The organism is Pseudomonas protegens, from assembly GCF_003363755.1.
Lineage (GTDB): Bacteria > Pseudomonadota > Gammaproteobacteria > Pseudomonadales > Pseudomonadaceae > Aquipseudomonas > Aquipseudomonas danubii.
This window is the reverse complement of sequence record NZ_CP031396.1, coordinates 1,351,428-1,366,610: the sequence shown is the minus strand read 5'-3', so window position 1 is coordinate 1,366,610 and position 15,183 is coordinate 1,351,428. Positions and strand designations below refer to the sequence as shown.

Annotated in this window: 3 protein-coding genes; all 3 read left to right on the top strand. The window is 65.4% G+C overall.

The features are described 5' to 3' along the window. The first annotated feature begins 14 nt into the window (after positions 1-14). The 3 genes from DWF74_RS05760 to DWF74_RS05750 are packed head-to-tail and all read left to right on the top strand — an operon-like array spanning position 15 to position 14,717. Positions 15-1,073, top strand: a complete 1,059-nt coding sequence (locus tag DWF74_RS05760; RefSeq protein WP_115580565.1) for a TauD/TfdA family dioxygenase — start codon at positions 15-17, stop codon at positions 1,071-1,073. A 10-nt stretch (positions 1,074-1,083) separates the two neighbouring features. Then, positions 1,084-4,155 carry a non-ribosomal peptide synthetase gene (locus DWF74_RS05755; protein ID WP_115580564.1) on the top strand — a complete coding sequence of 1,024 codons (3,072 nt, stop codon included), beginning with the start codon at positions 1,084-1,086 and terminating at the stop codon, positions 4,153-4,155. Continuing rightward, a complete protein-coding gene (locus DWF74_RS05750; RefSeq protein ID WP_115580563.1) occupies positions 4,155-14,717 on the top strand; it encodes a non-ribosomal peptide synthetase in 10,563 nt (3,520 codons plus the stop codon). Before DWF74_RS05755 ends, DWF74_RS05750 begins: the two co-directional genes overlap by 1 nt. Positions 14,718-15,183: the final 466 nt, after the last annotated feature.

Here is a 15,183-nt window from a genome sequence, read left to right as displayed (position 1 = left end):
ATCGGAGGTGGGTCATGTCGAAATTCGAGTCTCAAGCCATACCGGCATTGGGCAAGGGACGGCGCAAGAGCTTGAGCCTGGACCAATCCAGCCTGGTGACGTTCACGCCGCTGTTCGAGAACAGCTCGATTCCCCTGCTGTGTACGCCGAACGTTCCTGGCGTGGGGCTGGCGCAGTGGGCCGGGGAAAACCGCGAGCTGCTCCAGGAAAAGCTCGACCGGCACGCAACGTTGTTGTTCCGCGGCTTCGCGGTGCAGGACATCAACGAATTCAACCAGTGCGTCGATTCGATTTCCGGTGGTGCCCTGGAGTACCTGTTCCGGGCCTCGCCGCGGACCCAGATCACCAAGAAACTCAACGTCTACAGCTCCACCGACTACCCGGCCGTGGAAAAGATCTTTCCCCACAACGAGCACTCCTATTCCCCGGTGTTTCCGCTGCACCTGTATTTCTACTGCGACGTGCCGTCGACCACCGGCGGCGAGACGCCATTTGGCGACACCCGGCATTTGCTGGCGCGGATCGATCCACAGGTGCGCGAAGAGTTCCAGCGCAAGCGCGTGCTCTATGTGCGCAACTATGGCGACGGCATGGGGCTGCCCTGGCAGACCGTGTTCCAGACCGACAACCGCGCCGAGGTCGAGGCCTATTGCGCGAAGATCGGCGTGACCCCGGAGTGGAAATCCGGCAACCGCCTGCGCACCCGGCAACAGGGCCCGGCCATGGTCCGGCATCCGCGTACCGGCGAGAGCGTGTGGTTCAACCATGCGACGTTCTTCAATGCCCTGACCCTGCCAGAGAGCATCCGCGACAGCCTGCTGGCGGAGTTCGCGCCCGAGGACCTGCCGCAAAACACCTTCTTTGGCGATGGCAGCCCGATCCCCGATGACTACATCACCCATCTGCAACAGCTCTATCGCGAGGTGATGGTGGAGTTTCCCTGGGAGAAGGGCGACGTCGTGATGCTCGACAACATCCTCACCCTGCACGCCCGCAACGAATATTCAGGCCTGCGCAAAATACTCACAGCCATGGCCGTCCCGCTGAAAAGCACCGACGTGGCCATTGGTTAAGGACATCAGCATGACCGACTTTTCCCAAGCAGAGACGTTTCAGATTTCGGCCCAGCAGGCCGCGATTCTTTCCCAGCAGCAGTACCTGGGCCAGCCGCTGGCGGCGCAGGCGCTCCTGTCCTTCGACACGCCGCCCGAGCGTGCTGTGCTGGAGGCCGCACTGAACGAGGTGTGCCAGCGCCACGAAATCCTGCGCACCCGCTACCGGCAGGTGCCCGGCTTCAAGCAACCGGTGCAGGAAATCACCCCCCAGGTGCGCCTGCGCCTGTCGCTGGAAGCGGGGCGCAGCCTGCAACAGGCCCGTGCCGAGGATCGCCTGGCCCTGGCCGAAGTGCCCCTGGTGGCCTCGCTGCTGGATCGTCAGTTGCTGATCAGCGTGACCCTGGCCAGCTGTGACCGCCAGTCTCTTTCATTGCTGATGACCGAACTGCAGCAACTGTGCGCGGGACGGCAGTTGCCAGCGTTCGACAGCCTGCAGTACGCCGATTACGCCGCCTGGCAGAGCGAGCTGGGGGAGGAGGCGATCGGTCGCGAAGGCCTGCAGTTCTGGCGCACTCTGTATGCCGGACAGCAGCCGGGCGTGCGCCTGCCGTTCGAGCGCCGCCTGGACTTTGCGCCGCAGTTGCAGGAATGCCGCCTGGACACCGATCTGGCACCGGCATTGCGCCAATTGGCCAGTGCGGCCGAGCTGAGTGTCGAGGACAGCCTGCTGTTCCTCTGGGCCGGTTTCCTCGCCGGGCTGAGCCAGCAGGACTCGCTGTTGGTGGCGCTGACCGTGGACGGTCGCAGCGACCAGTTGCAGCAGACCCTGGGCCATTTCAGCCGGCGCCTGCCCGTGGCCGTCACGTTGCAGCCCCAAGCCACCTTGCAGGACAACCTGCAGGCGTTCCGTCATCAGCTGGACCTGAGCCGCTCTTGGCAGGATTGCCTGAACGAGCTGGAAGCGTTCGGCGCCGAGCAGCCCCGTCCCCTGGACCTGGGTTGCTCCTACAGCGAAGGCGCCGAGGTGCAGGAGCTGCTCCTTGATCGGGCGTACTTCGAGAAGCTGCACCTGCAGGCCTGGGCCGAGGCCGACCAGCTGTCGCTGCAACTGAGCTGGCAGCCCCGTCTGCTGCCCGACGGCCTGCCTGCCGCCTGGCTCGAACAGTTCGCCCAGTGGCTCAAAGCGGCCGCCGCGGACAGCAGCCTGACCCTTGAGCAATTGCCGTTGGTCAGCGCTGATCAGGCGCAGCGCCTGTTGCAGGATTTCGATCGCAGCGCGGACCTGAGCGCCGCCGATGCACCGCTGCTGCACCAGCTGTTCGAAGAGGCCGCCCGGGCCTTTCCCGAGCGTGCCGCGATCCATGTCGATGGCCGGGAAATCACTTACGCCGAGCTCGACCGTCAGGCCAATCAGCTGGCCCACAGCTTGCGCCAGCAAGGGGTCGACAGCGACGCCATCGTCGGGGTCTATGGGGCGCGTTCCATCGAGATCGTGGTGGCCCTGCTGGGGATTCTCAAGGCCGGTGGCGCCTACCTGCCGCTGGACCCGGCCTATCCCAGCGAGCGCCTGTCCTTCATGCTCGAGGACGCAGCGGTGCGCTGCCTGATCAGCCTGCAACCCCTGCATCCGGACATCGTCCTGCCGGCCGACCTGCCCCAGATCAGCCTGGACCCTCAACTGTTGAGCGGCAACGCCCAAGCGCTGCCCAGCCGCAGCACGGGCGACAACCTGGCGTATGTCATCTATACCTCGGGCTCCACCGGCAAACCCAAGGGCGTGATGGTGTCCCACGCCAATGCCAGCACCTCGACCCTGGCCCGCGGCGCGTTCTACCAGGCGCCCCTGGAACGTTTCCTGATGCTGTCCTCGTTCTCCTTCGACAGCTCCGTGGCGGGGATCTTCTGGACCCTGAGCCAGGGCGCGACCTTGTACCTGCCCAGCGAAGAACAGCACAAGGACCCGCAGCAGGTCGCCGAGCTCATCGACGCGCAGCGGATTTCCCACTTTCTGGCCCTGCCATCGTTCTATGCGCAAATCCTCGAAGCCCTGCAGCAGCCGTCACTGCGCTGTGTGATCGTGGCCGGCGAAGCCTGTCCGGTGGAGCTGGCCCTGCGGCACCGGGAACGGCTGCCCGAGACCTTGCTGGTGAATGAATACGGCCCTTCGGAAAGTGCGGTCTGGTGTTCGGCTTTCGCCGTGGAGCAGCCGCCTGTGGATGAGCGGGTGGCCATCGGTGGCGCTATCGCCGGTACGCGACTGCGGGTGCTGGATGAAGAAGCCGGACTGGCCGGTATCGGTCGCGAGGGCGAGCTGTTCATCGGAGGTCCGGGCCTGGCCCGTGGCTACCTCAAGCGTCCGGCCCTGACCGCCAGTCGCTTCCTCCCGGACCCGTTCGCCAGCACCCCCGGTGCGCGCCTGTATCGCACCGGGGACCGGGTCAGCAGCTTGCCCCAGGGCACGCTCGACTACCTCGGTCGGATTGACTTCCAACTGAAGATCCGAGGCTTTCGCATTGAGCTGGGCGAGATCGAAAGCCTGCTCGGGCAAGCTGCCAATGTGCGCGAAGCCGCTGTCGTGGCCCGGGACACGGCGGCCGGCAAACAGTTGGTGGCGTATGTGGTGCTGGCCCAGGTCGACGACCGCGAGGCCCAGGAGCAGGCCCTGCTGGCCCAGCTGCGCGAGCAGTTGCCCGAGTACATGGTGCCGTCGTTCCTCAGTGTCCTGGAGCGTTTCCCCCTGACCCCCAACGGCAAGCTGGACCGTAACGCCCTGAGCGCTCTGGAGCTGCAAGGCAGCGCCTATGTGGCGCCGCGCAACGAGCTGGAGGCCACCCTGGCCGCCATCTGGCAAGAGGCGCTGCAACTGGAGCGGGTCGGTGTGCATGACAACTTCTTTGCCCTGGGCGGCCACTCGCTGCTGGCCACGCGCATTCGCTCCAAGGTGCAAAGCGAGCTCAACCTGTCCTTGCCGCTGCGGGTGTTCTTTGAGGGCGAAACGGTGGAGCTGCTGGCCCGACAGGTCGAGCTGCATCGTGATTCCGGGGTGACAGGGGACAAGGTCGATGCCTTGGAAGCCCTGTTTGCGGAGGCCCAGGAGTGATGAATCCGTTACCCGAGCGCATGCTGGCGCTGTCCAAGCGGTTCGCCGCGTTCAGCCCCCAGGAGCGTAGCGCCTTGCAGCGCAAGATGATCGAGCAGGGGCTGTCCCTGGACCTGTTGCCGATCCCTGGGCGCAGCCAGGACCAGACGCTGATGTGCGCGTCCTATGCCCAGCAGCGCCTGTGGTTTCTCTGGCAACTGGAGCCCACCTCCAGCGCCTACAACCAATTGGCGGTGCTGCGCTTGCAGGGCGACCTGCAGGACGCCGATCTGCAACGCAGTATCCAGTACCTGATCGACCGCCATGAGGTGCTGCGCAGCACCTTCAGCCTGGACGGCCAGCAAGTGATGCAGGTGATTCATCCGCAGCGCGAATTCCTCCTGCAACGGCTGGATTACAGCCACCTTGAGGACGCCGGCCCACAGGTGGCCGAACAGGTGACGGAGCAGGGCGAACGCCCCTTCGACCTGGAGCACGACCTGCTGTTGCGGGCGACCCTGATCAAGCTCGGGCCCCAGGAACATGTGCTGCTGTTCTGTACCCATCACATCATCAGTGATGCCTGGTCGCTGCCGATCCTGGTGGGCGAGGTGACCAGCGCCTATGTGCACTGGCGCCAATACCAGCGCGCGCCGGACCTGGCGCCGCTGGCAGTGCAGTACGCCGACTTCGCCGTTTGGCAGCGCCTGTGGCTGGAAGCCGGTGAAGCCGAGCGGCAGCTGCAGTACTGGCGCGAGCGCCTGGGCAGCGAACCCTTGACCCTGGAACTGCCTCTGGACCGGCCGCGCCCGCCGCTGCGCAGTGCCCGGGGCGGGCGCCACGCCATGGTCTTCGATCAGGACCTGGACCGCGGTGTGCGCGAACTGGCCGCGAGTACCGGCTGCACCCTGTTCATGGTGCTGCTGGCGTCCCTGCAGGTGCTGCTGCAGCGCTACAGCGGTGCCCGCAGCATTCGCGTGGGCACGCCGGTGGCCAACCGCACGCGGGCCGAAGTCGAGGGGCTGATCGGCTTTTTCGTCAACACCCAGGTGCTGCAGGCCGAGATCGACCCGCAGCAGTCATTCAGTGCCTTGCTGGCCCAGGTCAAGACCCGGGTGCTGGAGGCCCAGGCGCATCAGGACCTGCCGTTCGAACAACTGGTCGATGCCCTGCAGCCTGAGCGCAGCTTGAACCAGAGCCCCTTGTTCCAGGTGCTCTACAACCACCTGGCGGGGGACAACGAAGGCGCGCGGGTGGAGATTCCCGGGCTGAAGATCGAGGCCCTGGCCAGCGACAGCGAAGCCGTGCGCTTCGACCTGACCTTCAACACCCATGAAGAAGGCGGACGCCTGCAGGGGGCGCTGGTCTACGCTAGCGACCTGTTCGACCCGCAGACCATCGAGCAGATGGCCCGGCATTGGCACAACCTGTTGCAGGCGGTGGTGCGCGAACCGCAGCGTCGCCTGGGCGAACTGCCGATGCTCGATGCGGCAGAGCGCACGCAGATACTGGAGCAGTGGAACCTCGGCAGCGCCTTTGAGCGTCCACCCTTGTCGGTACCGGCCTGTGTCGAGGCGCATGCGCTGCGCAGCCCCGATGCGCCGGCCGTGGTCTGCGCCGGGCAGCAACTGACGTATCAACAGCTCAATGCGCAGGCCAACCGCCTGGCGCGTCAGCTGCGCGAACGCGGCGTGGGGCCGGATGTGCTGGTGGGCATTGCCGCGCAACGCTCGATCGAGATGATCGTGGGCCTGCTGGCGGTGCTCAAGGCCGGCGGCGCCTACGTGCCTCTGGACCCCGAATACCCGCAGGAACGCCTCAACGGCATGATCGAGGACAGCGGGATTACCCAGTTGCTGGCCCAACAGCAGCTGATCGGGCGTTTTGCCGATCTGCCCGGGCTCTGTATCGAGCCCCTCGAGGATTCGCCGGCACGCCAGGCCCTGAGTGCCGACAACCTCGAACCCCTGACGGCTCCCGGACACCTGGCGTACGTGATCTTCACGTCTGGCTCAACGGGGCGGGCCAAGGGCGTGACCATCAGCCACGGCGCCCTGGCCAACTACGTGGCGGCCATTCATCAGCGTCTGCCGCTGGCGTCGGCCCGCAGCATGGCGCTGGTGTCCACGCCGGCGGCGGACCTTGGGCACACGGTGCTGTTCGGTGCCCTGTGCGGCGGCCAGGCGCTGCATGTGATCAGCGCCGATCTGGCGGTGGACGGTGCGGGCCTGGGCCAGTACCTGCAACAGCAACAGATCGATGTGCTGAAAATTGTCCCCTCGCACCTGGCGGCGCTGTTGGGTGAGGACAATGGCGCGGTGCTGCCACGTCAGTGCCTGGTGCTGGGTGGCGAAGCCTGCCCGGTGAGCCTGGTTGAGCGCATCCAGCGCCTGGCGCCGCAGTGCCGGATCGTCAACCACTACGGGCCGACCGAAAGCACCGTGGGCGCCCTGACCCAGGCCGTGGAGGGCGACTGGTCCCAGGCTGCGTCGATTCCCCTGGGCCGGCCACTGGCCAATGTCCGCGCCTATGTGCTGGACAGCGAAGGCCAGCCGGCCGCCGTCGGCAGCCTGGGCGAACTGTATCTGGCCGGTGCCGGACTGGCCCGTGATTACCATCGGCGCCCTGAGCTGACCGCTGCCAGCTTCATCCCCGATCCTTTCGACCCGCAGGGCGGCGCCCGCCTGTACCGCACTGGCGATCAGGTGCGCTACCGCCGCGACGGCAGCATCGAGTTCTGCGGGCGCATCGACCAGCAGATCAAGATTCGTGGCTTCCGGGTCGAGCCGGGAGAAATCCAGGCCTGCCTGCACAGTCATCCCTGGGTGCGCGAGTGTGCGGTACTGGCCCTGGATGGACCCCAGGGCAAGCAGTTGGTGGCCTATCTGGTGTGCCAGTCCGGGCTCGACCCGGATCAGTGCAAGGAAGGGCTCAAGCAGCACATGAACGCGCACCTGTCGGCCCATCAGGTGCCCAGCCATCTGCTGTTGCTGCCGGCGCTGCCCCTGAGCCCCAACGGCAAGCTGGATCGCCAGGCTTTGCCGCGCCCTGAGCAGGGCCGTCCGCAGGACCTCTACCGTGCGGCACAGAACCCCGTGCAACAGACACTGGTGGATATCTGGCAGGAGGTCTTGAACCAGCCGCGAATCGGTATCAACGACAACTTCTTCGAACTCGGTGGCGACTCGATCATCGCCATCCAGATGGTCAGCCGCGCACGCCAGGCGGGCTTGCAGATTTCCTCCCGGGACGTGTTCCGCAGCCAGAGCATTCTTGAGCTGGCAGCGGTGGCCAAGCAAGGCACGGCCTTGTTCATCGATCAGGGACCGGTGCGTGGCCCGATGCCGCTGACGCCGATCCAGCAGGTATTTTTTGCCAGCGACATTCCCCAGCGCCAGCACTGGAACCAGTCGCTGCTGCTGACCCCTCGCGAGCCGTTGCAGGTGCCGCTGCTGGAGCGCGCCCTGAACCAACTGCTGGTGCAGCACGATGCGTTGCGCCTGAGGTACCGACAGCACGCCGGCCTCTGGCAGGCCGAACACCAGGAGCATCCCGAGCCGGTCAGCCTCTGGCGGCAGTGGGTGGCGGATGCCGCAGCTATTCAGGCACTGGGCCAACAGGCCCAGAGCAGTCTCGACCTGGAACAGGGGCCTCTGTTGCGCGCGGTGCTGATGGACCTGGACGATGGCAGCCAGCGTTTGCTGCTGGTCATCCATCACCTGGTGGTGGACGGCGTGTCCTGGCGGATTCTGCTGGAGGACCTGCAAAGCCTTTATCGGCAGTTGGCCGAGGGTGCGGTGCCGGTCCTGCCGTCCAAGACCAGTGCTTTCCAGGATTGGGCCGTGCACCTGCAAGACTGGGCGCAGCGCCTTGGGCACACCGACGAACTGGATTACTGGTGCCGGCAACTGGAGCAGGCGCCTCAGGGCCTGCCCCTGGACTATCCCGCCGGGGCGAACCTGGCGTGCCATGGCACGGCGATCAATGCCCGGCTGCCTCGGGAGCTGACCAGCCAGCTGTTGCAGGAAGCCCCCAAGGCCTATCGCACACAGATCAACGACCTGTTGCTGGCCGCCCTGGCGCGCGTGATCTGCCGTTGGACCGGGCATTCGCAGATGCTGGTGCAGTTGGAAGGTCACGGGCGCGAGGAACTGTTTGCCGATGTCGACCTGTCGCGTTCGGTGGGCTGGTTCACCAGTCTCTATCCGCTGTGCCTGACTCCGGCGCAGCCACTCTCGGATTCGATCAAGGCGGTCAAGGAGGACTTGCGTCGGGTCCCGGCCAATGGCCTGGGTTATGGCGCGTTGCGTTACCTGGGGCCGGACGCGGTCCGCGAACGCCTGCAGGGGCTTGCGCAGCCGAGGATCACCTTCAACTACCTGGGGCAGTTCGACCAGAGCTTCGACTCGCAGTCACTCTTGGCTCCGGCGCCGGAAGCGGCCGGTGACGAACGTCACCACGAGGCGCCACTGAGCAATTGGTTGACGGTCAACAGCCAGGTCTATGGGGGCGAACTGTCCCTGAGCTGGAGCTTCAGCCATCAGTTGTTCAAGCCGCAGACGGTTCAGCGCCTGGCCGATGATTACCTGCTGGAACTGCAGGCGCTGATCGAGCATTGCACCCTGGATACCTCGGCGGGCGTCTCGCCATCGGACTTCCCCCTGGCCGGGTTGAACCAGGCTCAGCTGGATGCGCTGCCGGTGGCCCCACGTACCATCGCCGACTTGTACCCCTTGTCGCCGATGCAGCAGGGCATGCTGTTCCACACCCTCTACGAGCAGGCCAGCGACGATTACGTCAATCAGCTCCGGGTGTCGGTGCAGGGCCTGGACCCGCAGCGTTTCCGCCGGGCCTGGGAAGATGCCCTGCAGGCCCACGACATCCTGCGTACCTCTTTCCACTGGCAAGCGGAGCTGGAGCAACCGGTGCAGATTGTCCAGCGTCAGCTGGTGCTGCCGTTCCGGGTGCTCGACTGGTCGGACGGGCAGGCCAGCGAGCCTGCCCTTGACGCGCTGGCCGGCGAAGAACGCAGCCTGTGTGCGCATTTCGACCGTGCACCGTTGTTGCGCCTGTGCCTGGTGCAGACCACGGCCCAGGACTACCAACTGATCTACACCAACCACCACATCCTGATGGATGGCTGGAGCAGTTCGCAGTTGATGAACGAGGTCCTGCAACGCTACGCCGGGGTGGTGCCGCCACAGGCTCCGGGGCGTTATCGCGACTACATCCAGTGGCTGCAACGCCAGGATCTGAGCGCCTGTGAACGTTTCTGGCGCGAGCAACTGGGGCGTTTGTCGACCCCGACCCGGCTGGCAGGCAGCATCGCCCTGGAAAACCCGGGCGCGGATGCCGGCCATGGCGAGTTCCACCATGATTGGACCCAGCCGTGGACCGAGCGCCTGGTGGCCTTCGCCCGGCAGCAGAAAGTCACCGCCAACACCCTGTTGCAGGCGGCCTGGCTTCTGCTGTTGCAGCGCTATACCGGACAGAGCACCGTGGCCTTTGGCGCGACGGTGGCGGGGCGTCCTTCGGAGCTGCCGGGGATCGAGCAGCAGATCGGTCTGTTCATCAATACCTTGCCGGTGATCGCCACCCCCGATGCGCAAATGAGCGTGGCGCAGTGGCTGCAACAGGTGCAGGCGCACAATCTGCAACTGCGCGAATACGAACATACGCCGCTCAACGATATCCAGCGCTGGGCCGGCAGCAGCGGTGAAGCGCTGTTCGATACCCTGCTGGTCTTCGACAACTACCCGGTGGCCCAGGCCCTGGAGCAGGAGGAGGCTTCCAGCGTGCGCTTCGGTGCCGTGCACAGTCGTGAACGCACCAACTATCCGTTGTCGGTGGCGGTGGCGCTGGAGCAGCGCCTGAGCATCAGCTACGGCTATGCCCGGGAGGCCTTCAGCGCGGCGGTGATCGAGCGCCTCAACGGCCATCTGCTGCACCTGCTGGCGCAACTGATTGATAACCCCCAGTTGCAACTGGGCGCCATCGAGCTGCTGACCCCGGCCGAGACGGCGAGCCAATGCATAGCGCCCGTCGCGCCGGGGATCGAGCCGGCGGTACACGAGAGCATCGGTGCCCTCGCACAACGCTGGCCGGAGCGTCAGGCGGTGCTGTTTGCCGGGCAACGCTTCACTTACGCAGAACTGGACCAGCGGGCCAACCGCCTGGCCCATGAACTGGTGGCCCGTGGGGTCGGCCAGGAGGTCCGGGTCGGCGTGGCATTGCCCCGGGGCGAGGGGCTGCTGGTGGCCTTGCTGGCGGTGCTCAAGGCCGGCGGCGCCTTCGTGCCGCTGGATCTGAGCTACCCAGCCGACCGCCTGGCCTACCTCATGGCGGATTCCGGCATGGCCCTGTTGCTCAGTGACACCGAGTCGTTGCAGCGCCTGCCTTCGGCCGCCGGTCTGGCGGTGCTCGATCTGTCGCGCCTGGAGGTCGGGCAGCATCCGCTGACCGCGCCTGCGGTAACAGTGGCGCCAGAGAGCCTGGCCTATGTGATCTACACCTCGGGTTCCACCGGTCAGCCTAAGGGCGTGACCGTGGCCCATGGTCCGCTGGCGATGCACTGTCGCACCACCGGCGAACGCTATGGCATGACGCCCGAGGACTGTGAACTGCACTTCCTGTCGTTTTCCTTCGACGGCGCTCATGAACGCTGGCTGACCGCCTTTGTCTGCGGCGCCAGCCTGCTGCTGCGTGACGACAGCCTGTGGACCCCGGAGCAGACCTGTGAAGCGATTCGCCGCCATGGCGTGACCATGGCCGGTTTTCCTCCGGCGTACCTGCATCAGTTGGCGGAACATGTGCAGCGGGTCGGCAATCCGCCGCCCATGCGCCTCTACAGCTTTGGCGGCGATGCCATGCCGCAGGCCAGCTTCGAGCTGGTCCAGCAGGTGTTGCGTCCCCAGTACATGATCAACGGTTACGGGCCCACCGAAACCGTGGTCACGCCGCTGGTGTGGAAAACCGCTGCCGGTGAGCCTTGCAAGGCTGCTTATGCGCCCATCGGCCATTGCGTCGGCGAGCGCAGCGCCTATGTCCTGGATGCCGATCTCAATCCCTTGCCAGTGGGGGTCGCCGGAGAGCTGTACATCGGCGGCAATGGCTTGGCGCGAGGTTATCTGCAGCGTTTCGCGCAGACCGCCGAACGCTTTGTTCCCGATCCCTACAGCCCCTTGGGGGGACGTCTGTATCGCACCGGGGATGTGGTGCGCCAGGGTAGTGACGGGGTGTTCGAGTACCTGGGGCGTATCGACAACCAGGTGAAGATCCGTGGCTTCCGCATCGAGCTGGGCGAAATCGAAGCGCGGTTGATGGCCCACGAACAGGTCAGCGAGGCGGTGGTTCTGGCCCAGGACACCGCCCATGGCCGGCGGCTGGTGGCTTATCTGGTGCCGGCCGCGACCGTGCTTGAGAACGAGCAAGATCAGGAAAGGTTGCGTGAAACCCTGCGCCAGACGTTGAAGGCCTGCCTGCCCGACTACATGGTGCCGTCCTATTGGCTGTTTCTCGAACGCTTGCCGCTGTCGCCCAATGGCAAGCTGGATCGCAAGGCGCTGCCCATGCCGGAAATGGTCCAGGCCAGCCACGCCTATGTGGCGCCACGCAGCGATCTGGAGAAGCGCCTCGCACAGATCTGGCAGGACGTGCTGAAGCTGGCGCAGGTCGGTCTGACCGACAACTTCTTCGAGCTGGGCGGGGACTCGATCATCTCCCTGCAGTTGGTCAGTCGAGCGCGTCAGGCCTCGATCCGCTTTACCCCCAAGGACCTGTTCGAGCAACAGACCATCGGAGGGCTGGCGGCGGTGGCGCAGTGCGGGGTGCAGGACGACATCGACCAGGGACTGGTGAGCGGCGACATGCCGCTGCTGCCGATCCAGCGTCTGTTCTTTGCCGAGCCGATTCCCCAGCGGCACCATTTCAATCAGTCGGTGCTGCTGATTCCGGCCACGCCCTTGAACCCGCTGGCCCTGAAGCAGGGCTTGCGAGCCTTGCTTGAACATCACGACGGATTGCGTCTGCAGTTCCAGCAGGGGAGCGCAGGCTGGAGTGCCAGCCATGGTCCGCTGGATCAGTCCGGGCCCGGTCCGGACCTGTTGTGGCAGGCCGAAGCCGCCAACGCCGCCGAGCTGGAGCAGCTCTGCGAGAAGGTCCAGTGCAGCCTCGACCTGCAGCGCGGGCCTTTGTTGCGGGCGCTGTTGGTGACCCTGGCAGACTCCACTCAGCGCTTGTTGCTGGTGGCCCATCACCTGGTGGTGGATGGCGTGTCCTGGCGCCTGTTGTTCGAGGACCTGCAAAGCGCCTACACCCAGGCGCTGGCCGGGCAAGCGCTGCAGTTGCCTGCCAAGAGCAGTTCTTATCAGGCCTTTGGCCGACGCCTGCAAGCCTATGCCCATGGGCCCGAGGCCCGGGCCGAACTGGCCTACTGGCGCGCGCAACTTGCGGGCGCACAGGCATCGTTGCCTGGGGTCGAACCTGGCACCCAGGCCTTGAGCCGCGACGCTGGCAGCGTGCAGGTCCAGCTCGATGCCGCGACCACCCAACGCTTGCTGCAACGCGCTCCAGCCGCCTACCGGACCCAGGTCAACGACCTGTTGCTGGCGGCCCTGGCCCAGGTCATGGGGCAGTGGACCGGACAGCCGTCGACCCTGATCCAGCTGGAAGGCCACGGGCGTGAGCAACTCTTCGAGGACCTGGACCTGAGCCGCACCGTGGGCTGGTTCACCTCGGTGTTCCCGGTGCGCCTGAGCGCCGGGGACAGCGCCGAGTCTTCGATCAAGCGGATCAAGGAACAGCTGCGGGCCATTCCCAACAAGGGGATCGGCTACGGTGCCCTGCGTTACCTGGGGGATACCGCCAGTCGCGAGGCGTTGCAGGGGCTTGCCCAGCCTCGGGTCACCTTCAACTACCTGGGGCAGTTCGACGGCAGTTTCGATGATCCTCAGGCGCTATTCATTCCGGCGCCCGAGGCCCATGGCGCGGATGCCAGCATCGATGCGCCCCTGGGCAACTGGCTGTCCATCAGCGGCAAGGTGTACGACGGCCAGTTGCGCCTGGACTGGAGCTTCAGTCAGCGCATGTTCGACAGTGCGCAGATCGAGTCTTTGGCCCAGGACTATGTCCAGGCGCTGCAGGCACTGGTGGAGCATTGCTGCCAGGCCCGCGGCGGCGTTACGCCATCGGACTTCCCGCTGGCGCGGCTGACCCAGGAACAGCTCGACGCCCTGACGCTGGTGCCGGCGCAGATCGAGGACATCTACCCATTGGCGCCGATGCAGCAGGCCTTGTTGCAGCATGAGTTGCAGGACCATGAGGCGGGGGATTTCGTCAACCAGATGTGCATGGATGTGCAAGGCGTCGACCCGCAGCGACTGCGTCAGGCCTGGCAGCAGGCCATGGATACCCATGAGATCCTGCGCAGCCGTTTTGTCTGGGGCGGGTCCCTGGTGCAGCCGCTGCAGGTGGTCCACAAGCAGGTCGAGGTGCCGTTCCAGGAGCTCGACGGCACTGTGTTGAGCAGCGCTGCGCTGGAGCGTCTGGCCCTGGCTGACCGGCTCAAGGGCTTCGACCTGTCCCAGGCGCCGTTGCTGCGTCTGCAGGCGATCAAGCTGGGGGAGGGACGCTACCGGCTGATCTGTACCAACCATCACATCCTGTTGGACGGCTGGAGCGGGTTCCAGTTGTTCAACGATGTGTTGGCGGCCTACACCGGGCAGGCCATCAGTCACCGACCGGCTGGCTACCATGACTACATTGCCTGGCTGCAGGCCCGTGACCAGCAGGCCGACGAACGCTTCTGGCGTGAACAGCTCAAGCCACTGAAGGTGCCGACCTTGCTCAGTGCCTGCGCGATGGCCCAGGGCGATCGGCAGCGGGGTGGGCATCGTCAGCATTACTTCGAGTTCGACGAGGCCCAGACCGAGCAACTGACCCGTTTCGCCCGGCAGCAGAAGATCACCGCCAACACCCTGGTGCAGGCGGCCTGGCTGTTGCTCCTGCATGTGCATTGCGGTCAGTCGACGGTGGCCTGCGGCGCCACCATCGCCGGACGCCCGCCACAGCTCAAGGGCATCGAGCAGCAGTTGGGGCTGTACATCAACGATGTGCCGCTGGTGGCCAGTATCGAGCCGGGTCAGCGTATGGGTGATTGGCTGCAGGAACTGCAAGGGCGCAACCTGCTGATGCGCGAGCACGGTTACAGTGCCTTGAGCGATATCGAACGCTGGGCCGGGTTGCCGGGCGGGGAGTTGAGCGACACGGTGATCGTGTTCGAGAACTATCCGGTCAGTGCGGCGTCGGCGGGTGGGGATGTCGGTGATTTGCGTCTGGAGAGCATGCACAGCTTCGAGCAGACCAGTTCGGCGTTGACTTTGTATGTCGAGCTCAAGGGGCAGTTGCAGTTCCACTATGACCATCGTCTCAATGCCTTCAGCGAGGCGGCGGTAGAGGCGCTGAATCTGCAGTTGGTGCAGATGCTCTGGCTGTTGGCCGATGGTTCGGCGGAGCGGTCGCTGGCGCAGGTGTTGGCGCAGCAGGGCGGGACGCCGGTTAGGCGGGAGGTGCTGTTAGGGGTTTAGGTATCGTTGATTGGTGTGATGGGCGGGAGGACAGGTGACTGTTCTCCCGTTTTTTTTGGATGGGGGAAATCTGGTGGTGGTTGGGCTTTTGCGGCGTGGGTTGGAGTACAGGTCCATTGCTGCGGGGCTGGCCGCTGGCGGTTGGGAGGGGGCATATCCATTGCTGCGGGTGCGGCGGCTGGCGGTTTCGCCCTTACGGCGAGTCACTTTGGGGCCCCAAAGTAACCAAAGGGCTTTGCCCCTCCACTTGGTGCCTCGCATAGCGAGGCATGCCCGAACTCCGGCGTTGATCCGTGGGCCGCCACCGGCCATCCCGGCCGGGTGGCGCCTAACCCGGCATCCCTGCCGGGTTACCCACGGCTCAATGCCTGCGTTCGGCCATAGTGGTTAACGGGGCGTTCAGATCAAGATCAAAATCAAGAGCCAGACGGCGGCCTTGCGGCCGGCCTGAAGCTGAACGCGCGCA

Coding starts and splice junctions, on each gene's coding strand:
- DWF74_RS05755 (WP_115580564.1), top strand. CDS start 1,084: ATGACCGACTTTTCCCAAGCAGAGACGTTTCAGATTTCGGCCCAGCAG.
- DWF74_RS05750 (WP_115580563.1), top strand. CDS start 4,155: ATGAATCCGTTACCCGAGCGCATGCTGGCGCTGTCCAAGCGGTTCGCC.
- DWF74_RS05760 (WP_115580565.1), top strand. CDS start 15: ATGTCGAAATTCGAGTCTCAAGCCATACCGGCATTGGGCAAGGGACGG.